17 protein-coding genes are annotated in these 17,692 nt (G+C 37.3%); 10 read left to right on the forward strand and 7 right to left on the reverse strand.

From position 1 onward, the window contains the following. The first annotated feature begins 133 nt into the window (after positions 1-133). On the forward strand, positions 134-1,084 hold the full coding sequence (locus JGE69_RS00240; protein WP_199111782.1) for a hypothetical protein: 951 nt from the start codon (positions 134-136) through the stop codon (positions 1,082-1,084). 24 nt (positions 1,085-1,108) lie between these two features. Here JGE69_RS00240 and JGE69_RS00245 read toward each other — a convergent pair whose 3' ends face one another. Together JGE69_RS00245 and JGE69_RS00250 are read right to left on the reverse strand one after the other, a co-directional pair. Further along, the gene (locus tag JGE69_RS00245) at positions 1,109-1,357 is read right to left on the reverse strand and encodes a hypothetical protein (RefSeq protein ID WP_017391764.1); all 249 of its coding nucleotides are present in this window, start codon (positions 1,355-1,357) and stop codon (positions 1,109-1,111) included. 20 nt (positions 1,358-1,377) lie between these two features. After that, the gene (locus JGE69_RS00250) at positions 1,378-2,151 is read right to left on the reverse strand and encodes a hypothetical protein (protein ID WP_227602344.1); all 774 of its coding nucleotides are present in this window, start codon (positions 2,149-2,151) and stop codon (positions 1,378-1,380) included. Positions 2,152-2,441: 290 nt separating this feature from the next. Between JGE69_RS00250 and JGE69_RS00255 the strand changes: the two genes are divergently transcribed. Together JGE69_RS00255 and JGE69_RS00260 are read left to right on the forward strand one after the other, a co-directional pair. Then, positions 2,442-2,768, forward strand: coding sequence for a helix-turn-helix domain-containing protein (locus JGE69_RS00255; RefSeq protein ID WP_199111784.1), 327 nt, complete (start codon positions 2,442-2,444; stop codon positions 2,766-2,768). A 5-nt stretch (positions 2,769-2,773) separates the two neighbouring features. Beyond that, positions 2,774-3,625 (forward strand): ImmA/IrrE family metallo-endopeptidase, encoded by an 852-nt coding sequence (locus JGE69_RS00260; protein WP_199111785.1) that lies wholly within the window; start codon positions 2,774-2,776, stop codon positions 3,623-3,625. A 164-nt stretch (positions 3,626-3,789) separates the two neighbouring features. Here JGE69_RS00260 and JGE69_RS00265 read toward each other — a convergent pair whose 3' ends face one another. The 4 genes from JGE69_RS00265 to JGE69_RS00280 all read right to left on the reverse strand — a co-directional run bounded on the left by JGE69_RS00265 (position 3,790) and on the right by JGE69_RS00280 (position 8,636). Then, positions 3,790-4,074 carry a hypothetical protein gene (locus JGE69_RS00265; protein ID WP_063098277.1) on the reverse strand — a complete coding sequence of 95 codons (285 nt, stop codon included), beginning with the start codon at positions 4,072-4,074 and terminating at the stop codon, positions 3,790-3,792. A 635-nt stretch (positions 4,075-4,709) separates the two neighbouring features. After that, positions 4,710-6,056, reverse strand: coding sequence for an OprD family outer membrane porin (locus tag JGE69_RS00270; RefSeq protein WP_199111786.1), 1,347 nt, complete (start codon positions 6,054-6,056; stop codon positions 4,710-4,712). 77 nt (positions 6,057-6,133) lie between these two features. Further along, a complete protein-coding gene (locus JGE69_RS00275) occupies positions 6,134-7,519 on the reverse strand; it encodes an MFS transporter (RefSeq protein ID WP_061875642.1) in 1,386 nt (461 codons plus the stop codon). A gap of 172 nt (positions 7,520-7,691) precedes the next feature. Then, positions 7,692-8,636, reverse strand: a complete 945-nt coding sequence (locus JGE69_RS00280; protein WP_000050876.1) for a dihydrodipicolinate synthase family protein — start codon at positions 8,634-8,636, stop codon at positions 7,692-7,694. Between the two features lie 187 nt (positions 8,637-8,823). Here JGE69_RS00280 and JGE69_RS00285 point away from each other — a divergent pair, with 187 nt between their 5' ends. Continuing rightward, positions 8,824-9,714, forward strand: coding sequence for a LysR family transcriptional regulator (locus JGE69_RS00285; protein WP_199111787.1), 891 nt, complete (start codon positions 8,824-8,826; stop codon positions 9,712-9,714). 13 nt (positions 9,715-9,727) lie between these two features. Here the strand turns inward: JGE69_RS00285 and JGE69_RS00290 are convergent, their stop codons facing one another. Continuing rightward, positions 9,728-10,003 (reverse strand): hypothetical protein, encoded by a 276-nt coding sequence (locus tag JGE69_RS00290; protein ID WP_063098281.1) that lies wholly within the window; start codon positions 10,001-10,003, stop codon positions 9,728-9,730. 385 nt (positions 10,004-10,388) lie between these two features. Between JGE69_RS00290 and JGE69_RS00295 the strand changes: the two genes are divergently transcribed. The 6 genes from JGE69_RS00295 to JGE69_RS00320 all read left to right on the forward strand — a co-directional run bounded on the left by JGE69_RS00295 (position 10,389) and on the right by JGE69_RS00320 (position 17,560). Next, complete coding sequence (locus JGE69_RS00295) at positions 10,389-13,025, forward strand: type VI secretion system Vgr family protein (RefSeq protein ID WP_069123464.1); 2,637 nt, start codon at positions 10,389-10,391, stop codon at positions 13,023-13,025. Between the two features lie 2 nt (positions 13,026-13,027). Beyond that, the gene (locus JGE69_RS00300; RefSeq protein WP_063098282.1) at positions 13,028-13,930 is read left to right on the forward strand and encodes a DUF4123 domain-containing protein; all 903 of its coding nucleotides are present in this window, start codon (positions 13,028-13,030) and stop codon (positions 13,928-13,930) included. 73 nt (positions 13,931-14,003) lie between these two features. Continuing rightward, positions 14,004-14,471 carry a DUF3304 domain-containing protein gene (locus tag JGE69_RS00305; RefSeq protein WP_060465377.1) on the forward strand — a complete coding sequence of 156 codons (468 nt, stop codon included), beginning with the start codon at positions 14,004-14,006 and terminating at the stop codon, positions 14,469-14,471. Between the two features lie 23 nt (positions 14,472-14,494). Beyond that, on the forward strand, positions 14,495-15,010 hold the full coding sequence (locus tag JGE69_RS00310; protein ID WP_060465378.1) for a DUF3304 domain-containing protein: 516 nt from the start codon (positions 14,495-14,497) through the stop codon (positions 15,008-15,010). A 27-nt stretch (positions 15,011-15,037) separates the two neighbouring features. Continuing rightward, a complete protein-coding gene (locus JGE69_RS00315; RefSeq protein WP_063098283.1) occupies positions 15,038-16,552 on the forward strand; it encodes a T6SS phospholipase effector Tle1-like catalytic domain-containing protein in 1,515 nt (504 codons plus the stop codon). Between the two features lie 300 nt (positions 16,553-16,852). Further along, entirely contained in the window at positions 16,853-17,560 is a 708-nt protein-coding gene (locus JGE69_RS00320) for a YoaK family protein (RefSeq protein WP_063098284.1), read from the forward strand. Positions 17,561-17,692: the final 132 nt, after the last annotated feature.

A 17,692-nucleotide genomic window follows, 5' to 3' on the forward strand; every position in this document is an offset into this window, starting at 1 on the left:
AGAGAAACCTGAAATGTGAATTTCAGGTTTTTTATTGGGGGAAATTTCAAAACATGATTACTCCGCTGGGGAGCTGTTTAATAAAAGGGTAATCATCGATTCTTAAATAATTTATAAGATTTGGTTAGATCAAATGAACGACTTGATAACGAGATATTTAAATAATCTGGGGCAGTGGCATGAAGTAGCGCTGACAACGACTAAAGCGATAGTGGCAATAGGGGTGCTGTGCTTAGTCGCTTATCTTTTGACGATCAGCTATATCCCATCGGAAATTAGCTTTGGCGATACACTCATTTTTTTACTGATTTTCGCAGCATTTTCTATTGTCTATACTGCGTTCTGCATGATGCTATTTTTCTTTGGTATCTCTTTAATGCCAGTGACTTATTTCATCTTAAGTGTGGTTGATAGATATTTGCCATCTCATGTAAGAATCGGACAAAAACTTCCATTTCCAAAGATTAGTATTATCACATTCGGAGTATCTGTTTACCTCCTATACATTATTCGTGGTTTATTTTTACTAGATTGGAAAATTAATGCTTATATTGGTATTACTGTAAGTCTAATCTCTTTATTTTATTATGCTTTTTACGTTAATCAGAAGAGGGTCAAAGAGTTCCGTTTAAAATTTGAAAATTTAGAGGATATTATTAATGATCCTAAAGCAAGTGAAAATCTAAAAACTTTTGCAGAAGCAAAGTTAAAGCAATTAGAAATATGGATTAAGAATGCTATACAATCAGCTCTTTTTCTTATTCTGACTCCACTAATTTTCATGTTTTTGATTGGAGATGTAGGCAAAATTTTCTTAAATTACACTATGCAAAATACTGGTGTGAGAATGGAAAAAGCAACGTTATATATTAAGACACCTTATGCAAACTTAATTGAATTACCCAAAATCACCACTAAAGAACTAAGCCAAAACCAAATTTTTATTTTTAAGGATATGAAAGTTCCATTTCAAGGAATCGGCAAAAACACTTTAGTCTCTTACAAAGTGAAAGATATTGAAAAGCAGATTGTGATTCCTAATGAATATATTACTGTAGAGCGAATTCAAAAGACCGATAAGTAAATATTTAATAAGCAAAGATAATTACTACCTTTGCTTATTAGATTGTGAAAGAAGTGATGCCGCTAATGATTTTGTAGTATCACTATATTTGTCACTTTGTAATACTTTAGATGCTTTTGTCTCCATCTCGCTTCCTGTTTGTTTACTTGAATGTGTTTGAGACAACGCAGAAGCAGCTAATTGTTTTTGTATTGCCGAAGATGAAGAGTCTCGTAATACATCCGATGCCAAAGAGCTTACTGCTTTAGATGTTTGTTTTGTATTTTTAGACATAATAAATTCTCCTATGGTAATTAGTCTTTTTTGTGATTTTTCTTATATCGATAGAAAGCCACTTTCTCTCGATATTCTTTTAGGGCTTCTGGGTGATCTGCTATAAATTTCCCCATTCTTTTTTTACCCCCTTTATATTTATCGTTTTCCCTCATCTTTTTAAGATCAGCTTTATAACCCCCTGATTTTGTAGCTCTGATAAAAGATGCACCAGCAGCTATACCTTGATTAACGAAATAAGGGGTAGCGATATTTGTAAAGAAATATGAAGTTCCATATGCTGATTGCTTAGCTAAAGTGTTTATAGGCAATAAAATAATTTGCCCCTTTTCTTTTTCTTCACCAATAAGAGCATGAGGTAAGTCAAAAAAATCTGATTTCCATTCATTATCTAAATGGCAAAAGTAATTAACTTTCTTATTTATTCTCTCTAATGGGATATTTAGCTCATTACATTTTTCTTGTGTAAACTCTATAAAATGTTTCATCCCTAGGTTTATCGTTATATCTGAAATAGTATCTAAACCTAATCCTTCAACAACTAATATTAGTTCTTCTAAATCTTCAATTGCACCAGACATAACCGCTTCAGAAGAAGTTAATGCTTCCAGCAATTTAGCTGCTTTTATTTCTCCAGCGCCTCTGCCTTTATAACTTTTCTTTGTCCATCCAATCCCTGTGCCTTTAGGTTCCTGAAAGTGGCTACATAATTCCGTGGCCAAAGTTTGATTATCATCTTTTAAGGCGGTCAATAAAGTTTCCATAAATGCCTTAATACATTTATGTGCATTCATGCAATGAGCATTATTAGTCATTGCCACACTGTAGGGATCTAGAAATACCTTTGTATCTTTTTCCAACTGTAAGTTAAGAAAGTCTAGAGACTCGGGCGGTGGTACCTTAAAAAAATCAAGAAATGTAGTCAAAGTTTAAACTCCAATGATACTGAAACATGATAAAAAGTTCGCTATACCGAACTAAGATCATTATTTATACTAAATTTTACATAGTCAAGTTTTTTTTTACGCTACTCCGAACTTTTTTCTTGTAAAATATACTTAGTATCAATCAAGAGACATATGAGATGGCAAATACACTTGGTGATAAAATTAGACTTCTTAGAAAAGAAAAAAAACTTACTTTAGAAGCCTTAGCCAATAGTGCTGGATTAAGTAAGAGTTACTTATGGGAACTAGAAAATAGAGAATCTCAGAAACCCTCAGCAGAAAAGTTATTATCCATAGCTCAAGCTTTAAAAGTTGAAGTTGAGTTTTTTTTAGAGTCTGACTCACGAACTCCTGAAGAAAAACATATTGATAATGCATTTTTTCGGGAATATAAAAATTTAAATTCTCAAGAAAAAGAACAAATAAGGAATATAATGGCAGTGATTAAATCATCATCAGGTTAATAATAATGGATGAGAAAATAAATCCACCTAAAGCAGCTAATAGATTATTAAAGGTTATAGACGTTTTTTCTCAGGCGCATGGTTTAGATAAATTTCCGATTAACGTTGATATGCTCGCATATGAAACTGCTAATATTTTTAAGTGGAATGATCCCATCACTGAAATTAAAGAAGTTTCAATAAAAAAATTTGATGGGGCATTGTTTAAAAATAGTACTAATAAATGGACTATATTATATAACCCAACTGTGGAATCGTCGGGAAGAATTTTATTTACAAAAGCTCATGAACTTGGTCATTACATTCTTCACAGAACATTACAGGATGAGTTTCAGTGCGGGAATGATGATTTTCAAAGTTATGAAATTGCTTCTATTGAGACAGAAGCTAATAAATTTTCATCTTATTTGCTTATGCCTATAGATGATTTTAGGAGTCAAATTGATCAATCAGATTTAATTCAATCCTTATCTTTGTGTGCATTGAGATATGGTGTTTCATTAACTGCTGCAATATTGAAATGGCTAGAATTTACTGATGAAAGTGCAATTCTAATTAACTCAAGAGATGGTTTTATGAATTGGGCAATTTCAAGCAAGGTTGCTGTAAAAAATGGAGCATTTTTCAGAACAAAGAAAAATATTATTGAAATACCTGAAAAATCTTTAGCCTCGAATCTAGAAATTATTGAATCTAAACAAGGTGAAGAAATTAAAGCAACTATCTGGTTCCCATACGCCTGTAAGGACAGCTCAATAATAGAATATAAAGTATATTCAGAAAAGTATGACCATATTTTAACTTTAGTTGTATTACCACGTACTTTAAAAGTTTGGAAGCCAAAAGATTTAAATTAATCTGGATAAGTAGATTTAAAAAACATAATTGGATTATTACTGATTAGATGAATGATTAAATTCATTCCCCAAGGCCCCCGTGTCACAACAGAACTTTAATTTTTTGCGCTGATTTAAAGTCATCCACCATTGCGACACAGAGATAAGGGAGCTAAGCCAAACGCTTAGCCCATGTCTTCTTTATCGCACCGCCGCATCACACTAAAAAAAGTAGGGGCAAAGTCCTGTGGGAGAGCAGGACTTTGCAAACTGACATGTTCTAGACGTTGCATGAGTTTAGGCGAATACACTTGTTCAAGCCGTTGGTAAATACAGTCGCAACTGGCTGGGGTGTGCCCACCCGACAGGCAAATTTTTTCAAAATCCTGCTGAGTGTGGAGGTCACAACCCGAAACGCTGTAATCGCCGACAACGAGGCCTAAAACCAAAATAGTTTTATAAAATTTCATATTATTCTCTTAATGATTGGGGATATATCAATGAGAAAAAATAAACCGCTATATTTAAAGTATTAAAATCATTTAAAAAGGGAATAGTTAACCCGCCTGAAATACAGGAAAATAAAATGATTAAAATTTTAAAATAAAATTATTTACAAATTTAAAATATTTTAGGTGAGAGAAAGCCTAAATTTTAAATAAATAAAATTACGAGAGAGGATAGGGGATTAATATAAAAAAGGTCATGGTCAACTCCTAGAATTTATGGAGCTCTACCACCAAAGATCACCGTCAATTGATTATGGTGGTAGAACGAAAGGGGGTTAGCAGACTGGGATCCAAGGAACCAGCACGCGCGAGCGCGTCCCCCTCCCGTCCTACCGCAAAGAAAAGGGACGCAAGGGTCTAACGACTTATAGTAAAACTATAACCCGCCATGGATCTACGGTCTGCTAAAACCGACTGGCAATGTAGGCCAGCGAGACCATAATAATCATAAGTTTTTAACAGGTCAATTCAATTTAAATAAAATATTATAAAAATTTTAAATATAAATTTATATTTCAATTAAACTCAAAAGTTAATATATTTAAAGCTGTAAATTAATAAAAATAATAAAGCTAAACTAAACGTTTGGCCTATACTTAAAATGTATAACGGTAATTAATAAATACTCGGTGCTGGTCCCAATCTTTCCGAGACATTCCATTTATTTTTTCACCTAAGTTTACATTTTCAAACTTCGACTCATAATGCAAAAATGAATAACGCACATCTAAGTTTTTCACCCACGGCAAGGCATAACTCACTGTAAAGTCAAAGTAACGCTCTTTACCCTCAATATCACTGCTGATGTTATTTTGGTGAGCGCCAAAGCCATAAATATACTTCGCCTCGGTTTTTAAACCTTTCACATAGTCTTTCCAGTTATATTTCAGGCGAAGGGCAACGGCGGTTTCATCGTTGTTGGTAAAGTCGGAGCCAATGGTCGCAGAGGTCGGAAACGGGTTGGTACCGTGGTCTTGCGTCACAACCGAGTTGCGGGCGGAGTGCACGGCAAAGTTATCTTCAATCCAAAAACCATCAAACTTTGAAACGGCAATGCTGCCTTCAATATTATTCTTGGCTAGATTTACATCGACAAAATAGCCATTGCCACGGTTGTTAATGTCTTGGCCTTTGACACAGTCCAGCTCGGTTTCGGCACCGCATTTAAACAGCTTGCCATCATCACGCGAGAAAAAAGCACCTGTGTTAAATGTCCACACCAAGCCATGAAACGGCAACTTATATTGAGCAATTGCCCCGTACTTTTTTAAGTAATCTTTGCTATTTAAATACTCGGCATTCACGCTCCAGTTTTTGTACTGATACTTAGCTCCCAGCAAACCGACATAATCAATACGCTCGTCATTTTCAGTCACCAGTTTTTCAAATGAGTCCATGCTGCGCGGTTTCCAGCGGTCATAGTAAGCCATGTAAGTTTGTAGCTGATCATTCAATTGAAACTGACCACTCGCACCCGAAAAAGTATCGGGCACCGCGCGGTTATTGGTGCTTTTAAGTAACAGCGAATCGTGCAACTGGCGACCTAATTTAATTTCGCCTTTATCGCCCAGTTTAGCTTTGATGTAGAGCTGCCCTAAAGTTGCAAAGTTTTGATCGAGCTTGCCGTTATTTTCGACCTCTAAAAGCTGAGTGCTAGGCTTGCCAGAGTCAAATAACTTGGTGACTGCATAGAGTGAACCATCTACCCCAAGCCAGTTCCACATGTACGGGGACTGATAATTTAACTCAATCCCTAAGGCACTTTGTTCATATTCACTCGATGAAGGCGAAGGGTTGGCAAGCGTGGGGTGGGCAGTGCCTTCATCGTTCCAGTAACGAGTGTTAAGTTTTAATTCTAACTTGCCAAATTCTTGAGGAAGCTCTGCATAAGCGTTGCTCGCACTGCCTAAACCAATACAGCCCCATAGCAAATATTTATTCATTTTAAATTCCTTTTTTAAGCATGAATAAGCCCTTTGCCTAACGCTGGGTTAGGCAAGCTTTTTATGAAATGGATGAATTAAGGAGAGAGTTTTTCGAGCACTTGGCCTTTGGTTTCAATGGCAAACAAGAAGGTTACAAGCCCACCAATGAGCGCCACAACGGCAAGCACACTAAACACATATTGAATGCCATAGCCACCAACAACGAGGCCGACCATAACTGGTCCAATTGCAGAGCCAGCACGTAGCCAAGCGGTACTAAAACCAATGCCCATCGCACGTAGGCGAGTTGGGTAAAGCTCGGCAGCGTAAAGGTATAAAGAGAATGAAATGGTCTGTAAAATGGCATAGCTCAGCGTTGCTAAAATCACAACTTCCATCGCCGATTTTGCACCTAAAATCGAGAGGCTCATAAGTGGAATAATTGCCAAGAAAAACGCTGCACTGTACCAAGGACGGCGGCCAACTTTATCAATCATTAACGCACAGATAATAGAGGCAATCACACCCACGCCTGAGGTAATCCAGCCATAACCTAAACTGGTTTGAAGCGACAGACCAAAGTGTTGTTTGTAGAGAGATGGCAGCCAAGTCACCATGGCATTGTTCACCATATACACGCAAAACCACATGCCCCACAGGGTAAAGGTACGTTTACGGTAAATGCCACGGAACAGCTCGCGCCAATCGGTTTTTGCCATGCCTTGCGGATTAATTTCTTTAACCACAGGTTCAGCCAAAGTTTTACCGCTTTTGATGGCACCGTCTTCAAAGCTTTTGACAACTTGATCAGCTTCTTTAAAACGACCTTTGGAAGCAAGCCAGCGTGGTGACTCAGGCAAGAAAAACCGTAAAGGAATGACCAGTAAAGATGGAATTAGGCCCACAATAAACATGACTTTCCAGCCGTAAATTGGCATCAGGAAAAATGCTGCCATGCCTGCAAACATAAGACCGAGGGGGAATAAAACTTCATAGAGCAAGAAAAACTTACCGCGCTTTTCTGCACCAATAAACTCGTTAATATAGGCACTCGCAACGGGCACTTCGCCACCTGTTCCAACACCTTGTAAGAAACGGAAAATTAACAGCGACATTCCGCTCCACGCAAACAGACAAGAAATGTCCATTGCCACAAACAGTAAAATAGTAAAAGACAGTACTTTTAAACGACCGACTTTTTCGGCAAGAGAACCAAAGAAAATCGCACCGACCAGTTGCCCGACATAGCCCGCGGCAATGATCGCACCGACATAGGCAGGCGTCAGGTGCCATTCGGTAATGAGTTGGGGTAAAGCAAAGGCAATTGCTAGAACAGTATAAGCGTCAAAAAAGGTCGCTATACCAATGGTAATACGCATAAATTGCAATCGACCAGTGACGGGTAGCCGTTCAAGTCTTGCAATAATTTCCGCATTTTTTTGATGATGACTAATTTGTTCTACATCCGCTAGATTTGTCATCTTCTATCTCCTTATTACTACATTCCTCGTAGTTTTTTTGTTCTATTTCGCACTACCTGTTCACCACAGTTTGCATGCTTTTTATTATTGTTTTTAAGAGACATGCCCGATGTTTGGCCTCAGGCAGCGTACAGGAAAAAAAGGCTAGCGTACATGCTAGCCCGAATAGAATTTAAGCAACGGCTTGGGTTAAATCGACCTTGCCAATTCCGGCTTGACGCATTGCATCATGAATTTCTTGCTCAGCACCATCTGCCAGTGGAAGCAGAGGCGATCGCACAGTGGCATGGTCCAAAATTCCGCGAGCAACCAGTGCATGTTTAAGCGCGACCGTGCCTTCCATGTGTGAACCACGGTGGTAAACATTGCGAGTTACTGGTAAAAGCTGGTCGTGAATCGCACGAGCTTTGGCGTAATCTTTAGCTTTACCTGCTTTAATCATTTCAATTAACAGTTCAGGGGCAATGTTGCCATAGCCAACCAAAGCGCCGTCTACATCAAACATAGTGTGAAGCAAATATTCATCGTGGCACGTCAACACTTGTAAGTCTGGACGTTCACGGCGAATAATCGGAATTTCGACATCCCAACGACGCATGTTACGCACACCATTTTTCATGGCAAATACACCTGGCTGTGCAGAAATATCGAGTAGAGTGTCTAGGTCGTAAGTGGCCTTCGTTGCATCTGGATATTGGAATAAAATAGATGGCAAACCGCTTTCTTCATAAATCGCTTTATAGCGGTCTTGTGGCGCGCCTTTTTGATAGCCAAAACGCAACCAACCATGTGAAGGGTAAATCAAACCTGCCGAAGCACCTGCGCTGACCGCACGTTTTGCTTCTTCTGCTGCAACCGAAGTACCTTCGAGTGTAATCCCTGCGATTACCGGAATTTTGTCATCTACCGATTTAACAAAGCTTTCGATGACCTGCATTTGTTCTTTTTGCGACAAGAATGTTCCTTCACCTGCATGCCCAAGAACAACCAAGCCTTTCACACCATCAATACTGCCTAACCATGAACCTAAACGTTGAATTGCATTATGGTCTACTTGTCCGTCACGGGTAAAAGGAGTCACAGGTGCTGGGGTTAATCCACGTAAATCTAAACTCATAATCGTACTTCCTATACAGTGTAATTAAATATTCTCTGGTTCTTAATCTGACTTAAATCGTGTTGTAGAGAACATGATTGGAGTATAGAAATAGGTGAGCTATGTAGGAATTACCAATTCTTGAATTTCAGTTATACTGAAAATGTATGGCTCAAAATGCTGCCTATTTACGATTTAGGAAGAATCGATGAATTATGAATTATGGAAAATATTTTTAGACGCGGTGGAACTCGGTAGCTTAAGCAAAGTTGCCATGTTGCATAACACCAACCAACCACAAATCAGTCGGCAAATGAATGAGCTTGAAGCGCAATGTGGTGGTCGTTTATTTAACCGAACTGGACGTGGCGTCGAACTCACCGATTTAGGTCAGCATTTACTTCCTAAAATTCGTTCATGGCTGAACGTAACTGACCAACTTAATAATGAAATTTTGCACTCGACCGATACACCGATCGGGACGGTTCGCATTGCCAGTTTGCCGTCTACTGCACATCCATTGTTATCAACGTTGTATAAAGTGCTTCAAGAGAAATATCCCTTAATTAAACTGTCGGTGCGTGAAGGGCAAGGGGTGCATTTGGAAAAATGGCTTGAAGATGGCAGCGTCGATTTAGCCATACTTTATCGCTTTAACCCGACACCTAAACAAGGCGATGTTTACCTTACCGAAGCCGATACTTATTTAGTCGGCTGCGAAGGTGATGAGTTAACTCAGGCCAATGAAGTCGACTTTAAAGAGGTAAGTCAGTTACCACTGGTCACGTTTTGCAGGCCAAGTAACTGGCGAAACTTTTTAGACCACATGGCCTATGAAAATGGGGTAGAGCTAAATATTGTGTTTGAAGCTGACTCGATTAGTTTACAAACCCATTTGGTTTCCGAGTCTCGCATGTACACCATGCTGGGGCCGCAAGCGTTAAAAAAAGCCAGCCAATACACCCCAATTCAAGCCGCAAAAATTATTAATCCCGCGCTCAAGCGCTATATATCTTTGTCTATTTCTAAGCACGGCTATTTAACGCCTGCGTGTAAGGCGGTGATGGAAGAAATTAGGAATTTGGCTGATTTGCTTTAATCAACCTGTAAATTTATGGCTGGCACTGTTGCATAGTACGTCTCATGGACTTTACAAAATCGCGCGGTATTTCAGGGCTTTGTAAACTCAAACTTCCAAGTTTATGCATGAGTTTAGGGGAGTATTGGCGTTCTAAACGATGATAAATGCATGTACAGCTTGCACGGCTATGACCAGCCGCGATACATTTCAGATAGAAATCACGATAAGGACTGTTTTTTTGACCCGCGAAGGCAACAGATACAAATAATAATCCCCCTAAAAAAACTGAAAAATTATAAAGTGACATATATCTACTCGAGATTGTTGTTATTGATTATCCATATTTTGGCATAACTTTTTCAGATCCAAAACCAGTTGATGTCAACTAGTGGCTTCATCATAGTTAGAACAGTTTTAGAGGTCAAATTGATTTGACATTAAAATTTCTAACTGAATACGTCATGTAGGTTTTAGAAATACATAAATATTATTAAGTAAAAATAATATATCTTACACATCATAATTATAAATAAGACAAGAAAATTATTTTAAAATAACTTTTAAATACAAAATATTATTCTATTTATTTTGTTGATTATATTTAAGTTTATTAAAAATCTATAAGCTTCTTTGTTTGAGTGTGTTGGATCTATTTGTTAAAATAAAATGGATCATTTGTGGTTAAAATAACAGTGTTAAATAATATCTTTGATTTCTTAGACAAAATTGGTTTTGCTTCACAAAAACGGGCACTACATATTTATTTTACTAATCCTGAAATAAATAATCAGGTTTTTTTACAACGTATTGATGGTTTTCATGCAATTAATGAAGGTCTCTCTGCGGAGCTTATTTGCTTATCAACAAATCCTTATATTTCTTTAAAACAATTTATTGGTTGTCAGGTTGCAGTAGAACAAGTAACAGATTCGGGTAAATTATTTAGAACGACAGGAATTATTACAGGGGCGAGTCAAGGGCAAAGCGATGGCGCTCTTTGCTTATATAAACTGACTATGCAAGATGCGACCAGTTTATGGCACAAACGACGTAATAGTCGAGTGTTTATGAACAAAAGTGTGGTAGAAATAATTGAGATTATTTTTAAAGAATGGCAAAACAAAAGCCCCTTATTTGCTGCGAGTTTACAAATAGATAGCAGTGGCTTAACGAAGAATTATGATGTTCGCCCTTTTTCTATGCAGTCAAATGAAAGTGATTATGCATATTTAACCCGTCTCATGCGGGAAGAGGGTATCAACTGGTTAGTTGATGAATCAGAGGCTATGGTCTTGAGCAACAGTCAGACGATTGAGCCTCAAAAATTACGTCTTATTGATCATAATCATGAGTATAAAATCTTAGAGCGCCGAGCTATTCGCTACCATAGAAGCAATGCAACTGAACAAAATGACAGTATTACTAGTTTTATTGCACAAAGACAGTTGCAACCCACCGCAATCCATCTTCAACGTTGGCAAGCGGATAATTTAAGTCAAGAAGATGCAAGTGGCAGTGTTTTAAGTGCACATCAGCATAGTTCACAGCGTGATAATGAAAGTTTAAGTCTTGAACAGGCATGGACAATGTCACCTGCTTGGATTGCGGATCTAAATGGAGAAGATCAGGCAACTATTTCAAGCAATAGTCAGATTGAAAAACTAAATAAACAATTAAATCAATATCAAGCTTTACAGGCAAAATATTTTATTGCTCAAAGTAGTGTACGGGATGCTCAAGTTGGTTATTGGTTTCAGTTAAATGAACACCCTGAACTTGAAAGAAATCATGAAATTTCTGATAAAGAATTTTTGATTTTAAGTAAGCGGTTTTATAACCAGAATAACCTGCCTAAAGATATACGTGATCAAGTTGAGCAACTATTAAGTTTGAGCCATTGGCAAGTCAGCCATGATCGAGCGCAAGAACGACAAGCCAATGAACTCATGGTTGTACGCCGTTATATCGATATTGTTCCAGAGTTTGACCCATTAATACATCGTCCCTCGGCCCATGTGCAACGGGCCAAAGTAGTGGGTTTAGATGGAGAAGAAATTCATGTAGATGAATGGGGACGTATCAAGGTTCGTTTTTTATTCACCCGTACCGATGACCATCAACATGATGGAGGTGCAGGAAGCAATGACAATGATACTGACTCGGCTTGGGTAGATGTATTAACTCCATGGGCAGGGGAAGGATACGGTGCACGCTTTTTGCCACGAGTGGGTGAAATCGTTGTAATTGACTTTTTTGATGGAAATATTGATCGTCCATTTGTTACAGGGCGAGTCCATGAAGGGCAACGGTCACCCACCAAATTTGATATTAAAGGCCAGCTACCGGATACCAAAAAGTTAAGTGGTATTCGTACTAAAGAAGTAAGTGGGTCTGGTTTTAACCAACTTCGGTTTGATGATACGACTGGGCAAATTAGTACTCAGCTCCATAGTAGCCATGGGGCGAGTCAGTTAAATCTAGGTAACTTAAGTCATCCTAAAGACGGCGCTACAAGCGAAGGCCGGGGAGAAGGCTTTGAACTTAGAACTGATCAATGGGGAGCTGTACGCGCAGGTGACGGTTTACTGATTTCAACATATAAACAAAAAAATGCAGCTCATGATGCGCTTAATCTAGAGCAGACGATTGCTGATTTAAAAACACATAAAGAATGGAATACAGTTCTAGAAGATAATGTAAAAGAACATAAAGTCATGGCACTAGATGCTTTAGCGACATTGACAAAAAGTATTGAGGCTTTAGAGGCAGCAGGTAAAGAGGCTGAAGTTCAAACGTTAAAGGAAGCGATTATTATTCTAACGAGTCCAGCAGATATTACCTTAAACTCATCTAAAAATATTCTTCTTCAAAGTCAGTCAAATACCCATATTTCAGCTAAAGAAAATATTAATTTGATGAGTGATCAAAATACGGTTTTAGCAAGTCAAAAGAAATTAAGTCTTTTTTCTTATGAAGACCTTATGCAAATTATTAGTGCCAAAGGAAAGTTAGAAATACAAACTCATGAAAAATCAATTGAAATGATTGCGAATGAGGTTGTTAAAATTTTGTCTGTTAAATCCAATATTGAACTCACTTCGCCAGAAGAAATTACTTTAACTGCTAACGCGTCTCAAATCAAAATCAATGGAAGCGGTGTATTTATTACCACTACTGGAAAATTTGAGGTTAAAGCAGGGCAGCATGTATTTTTGAGTGGTGCAAAAGCTGACTTACCAAAACTAACGTGGTCATTTAAAGAGAAAACTGCGAGTTGTATGAAGAACGCGAGTGAATCACATGAAGCCTTCATTGGTTTTGAGGGATAGTCATGGAAATTTTTACTCAATCGCCAGATTTGTTGGAAAATATATTTGCACCTACAGAAGAGGTTGATGAAAGCTTTTATTATTTTTTAATCGATAGTAGTTCTTTTTCAGGTGTGGATAGCTTTTGTAAGGATTTTCCATTTGATGGTGGGCAGAAAATAAACCTCTACTCAGATTTTTCTGAAAATCTACAAGAAAATGGAGCACTACTTTATTCTTTTACTCACGAAGAATGTATTAAAAATATTGAGCTAATTAAAAACATTAGAGACCAAGGTGGGCTAAATTTCTTCAATTCTTATTTTGAAATTGAACAAATTAAAGAACATCTTGATGAACTTATGGAAATTAAGCAACCTAATGGAAAAAGTGCTTTATTTCGATTTCAAGACAATTTTGCTTTTCATGCAACGGTAAGTGTAGTAAATGAATTGAAATGGAGAAAAATCTTATCATTTAAAATTAACTATTGGATTTGGCAAAATATTGATAATACTTTTCATCGTTTAGATAATGTTCCAACCAATCGCTCCATTCTTACGACATTAAGTTTTTCAGAGGATGAGTTTAAAGAGATTAATATTAATCTTAAACCAATGCGACTAATGCCTCTATTAAAAGAATATGATGAAAATTTAAAAGAGTTACCTTTTTATCAGCTCTATGAAATAGCAATAAACTTGCTTAAAGAGGCTAAAAAACAACAGTTGATCAGTTTTGAAGATGAAATTTTATTTAGTACTTTATATCACAAATTTGGTGAGTTCTTTCTTGCCGAAGGGCCTTTTAAAAAAGCTTTAAATAAAACTCAAATGACAGCAATGAGTTTTCAAAAAACGACTGATGAAATTGATTTAGAAGAGCTGGACGATTGGTATAAAAGATATCAAGAAGTTCAAGTCTAAATATATTTATTACAGAGATCATACATTGATAAAACCTCTAAAAATATTATGTTGTGCAGCAATACTTCCGTTCATGGTTGCCTGTCAGGCGGAAACGGTCGACTTAACTTTCTTAGTTTATAACTATAGTACGGAGGGGCTTGGCGAAATTCAGGTCAACGGTAAGGGAAGTACGATTGCTGATGGAGCAGAACGATTAGGCAGTGTAGGAGAGGCTGGAACAGCTTGTTGTGTTCATTTAATAGCAAACAGTGATACTGCCGATGTAAGCTTTTATACTGATCAAGGCGATGGCTATAAGCAGTACCATATTAAAGTTCTCGTAGAAAACCTCAAAGACACTCCCCAATCATATGCAGTTTTACATTATTTCCCAAATAATACAGGGGTAATTGAGGTCTCAATGCGTAGACCAAGTTTCCGTAAGGATTTATTTGATAAAGCACTAGGGAATAAAGCAAAAAATATTCAGTTAGATTCTCCAACAATGTGGAATACGATTCCTGAAAATGTAGCAGCCCGAATAGAGTATCCAGATTAAATACGACAAATTGGAATGAAATAATGAAGAATATTTTGAAATTAATACTGTCGGCAGCAATATTGCCGCTAATGGTTGCCTGTCAGGCCGAAACGGTCGATTTAACATTTATGGTTTATAACTATAGTACGGAGGGGCTTGGCGAAATTCAGGTCAATGGTAAAGGAAGTACTATTGCTGATGGAGCAGAACGATTAGGTAGTGTAGGTGGTTCAGGATCAGCTTGTTGTGTTCATTTAGTGGCAAACAGTAATACTGCCGACGTAAGCTTTTATACAGATCGGGGTGATGGTTATAAGCAGTACCATATTAAAGTTCCTGTAGAAAACCTCAAAGATACTCCCCGTTCTTTTGCGGTTTTACATTATTTTCCAAATAATACGGGGGTAATAGAGGTTTCAATGCGTTGGCCAAGTCCACGTAAAGATTTATTTGATAAAGCTTTGGGTGAAAAGGCTAAAAAGATTGTATTGGACTCTCCTGAAATGTGGAGCACTATCTCGGAAAATGAAGCAGCTCGAATAGAGTATCCCGATTGAAATTTTATAAATATCAAGACAACAGTTATGACTCAAGCAATACAAAATGAAACCCGTTCCGTGAGAGATATGCTTATAGCTGCCAAAGTTTTAGCAAAAGATGGTAAGGCTACAGAAAGCCCCTGTAAAACCTGTCGTGTGCCGGTTTGGGTCAGTTTCTTTTTTGATGGTACAGGAAATAATAAAGATGTTGATGCGGCAACTTTAAACCAAAGCAATGTAGTCGCTCTTTTTGAAGCTCATAAACAGGCTCCATTAAATGGAATTCAAAAATTTTATTATGAAGGTTTAGGTACACAGTTCAGGTTTGATAAATACTCAGTAGTGGACTCAGCAAAAATAACTGCTGCTGCACGAGGTTTACAGGGTAAAAAAATTGATATTACCGATGCTGAGTGGCGTAAACATGGTTATAGCGAGAGTGGTAAAGGTGTACAAGGAGCTTTGGGGTTAGGTGTTGCATTAGGTATACAACAACGTTTACAGAAAGCTATTTTTGAGTTAGTTGCTTATTTGGATGATATTTATAAACAAAAAGGAATTACTGAAATCAATATTTCTGCTTTTGGGTTCTCACGTGGTGCAACAGAAGCTCGTATTTTTATGAACTGGTTACAGCATGCCCCGAATGTGACTACCCAAGGCGCAGGCAGTAGCAAAAAATTGTTTTATAGAGGTAAACCATTAAAAGCAAATTTTTTAGGTATTTTTGACACAGTAGAGTCAATTGGTAATGCTGGGCAAAATAAAAATCCTGAGTTATATAGAACACGTATTGAAGACTATATAGAGCATAGTATGCACTTGGTCGCGTCTCTTGAAATGCGGCAGTCTTTTCCTTTAACTCCCACAGGTAAACCTACGGCAAATACTGTAAAAGGGCTTATTCATGACCAAAAGGTTTACCCTGGTGTACATTCTAATGTCGGGGGAGGTTATATGCCTATGGAACAGGCACGTATTTTAGGTTTGTCTCGTATTACTTTACATGCTATGTATAACCGTGCCTGTGCTTATGGATTAAAATTTTTTACCCTGAATGAATTAAGTGCTTCCAAGCAACGTAAAATAGTTTTTACAAGATTTTATGCTTTTGATTCCAAATGGCAACAAGATTTAAATAATTTTATGGGATATGTCAAAGGAGGAACCTCTTTTGAACAGCAAATGCAGAGCCAAATAGCGTTATATCATCAATGGATACGCGAAGGTGGATATGCTCGTTTTATTCATCGTAAAACGAGAGAGCGAATCGGCCGAAAAGAAAAAATCACTGCTATAACAAAACTCAATGATGGCTTGTTTGAAAATATTCGTCAGGCCCTAAATGTTTATGTACCAGAAGGTGCAAGACCGTATGATGTGATAAAAGGCAGAGATCGCAAAAGTACTTTACCAAAAGAAGTGATTTACTATTTTGAAAACTATGTTTGTGATTCAGTCGGTGGCTTTATTGCTGAAGCCAGTGACTTCCAAGCAATTCTCAATGATGGTAAAGCACCTAATTATTTTATCTCTAGAGGAATCGTTCGACCTACTTAATTCAATAAAGCAATTTGTATTATTCCTAAACAAGAGATATCGCAAACGCAGTTTATTGATGCTTATGAACAAGCTCAACAGACAGATAACTTTTTTAAATGCATCTTAGAGATGCATTTAAAATACCTTAGCTTTAAAAATAAAAAAGCTAATTACATTGTATCTTGTGTAAATACAATCTGTCTTAAAATGAATAGCTAGGTTTTTACATAAAGATCTGTTGTTATAAAGACGGAAGTTTATATTAAATTTCTGACAAAAAATTTCTAATTAAAAAACCAGTATTTGATAGGAAGTGTAATGACAGATACCCCAATTAAAAAAGACACAGAAAGTACCTGGGCAATATGTCGAGATCCTGTTTTACTCACCATGGTGGGTGGAGCAATTGATACTATTGGCTTTATTGCATTGTTTGGCTTTTTCACCGCGCATGTGACGGGAAACTTAGTGTTGGCAGGGGCAGCATGGGTTAAAGGTGGCTCGGGGTTATGGATAAAGCTCGCAGCAATCCCGCTATTTATTTTGACAGTGGTGATCACCAAACTGTTAATTGACCTTAGTCAGGTTAAGCACAAAACACTGTCTTATTTATTTTTATTTGAAGCTATTTTTCTCTTTGCCTTTATGGTTGCTGGGCTTTATTTTGAGCCATTTAAAAATGCCGATGCGATTACCGTTGCTATCACGGGTGGCCTCGGTCTAATTGCCTTAGCTATTCGTAATACTTCAAGTAAAACCCTCATTAAAAATATTAGCCCAAGTACCATGATGACAGGCAATACTACCCAGCTTGGGATTGATATTGCCAACTTACTTAAAAACAATAACGCAGCTAATCGAACAAGTTTTCTAAAAAGTGCCAGTATTGTAATTGGTTTTGTGATTGGTGCTTTCTTAGGAGCGATCCTCTATGTCTATTTTGATTTCTGGAGTGTAGCGCCGTTTATCTTACCAATTTTGTATTTCTCTTATTTAGCTTCACAGCAAAAGTTCAACCAAGCTTAATTTGAAGAAATAACAAATTAGCCTGAATTAAAATGAGTTCAGGCTTTTTTTCGTAATAAAGCAAAACGGAAGCGGAGTCGAAATTGTTCGTTCATTGCTTTACAGGCATAATGACCAGATGGGGAATACATT

The organism is Acinetobacter sp. C13 (assembly GCF_016809775.1).
Lineage (GTDB): Bacteria > Pseudomonadota > Gammaproteobacteria > Pseudomonadales > Moraxellaceae > Acinetobacter > Acinetobacter pittii.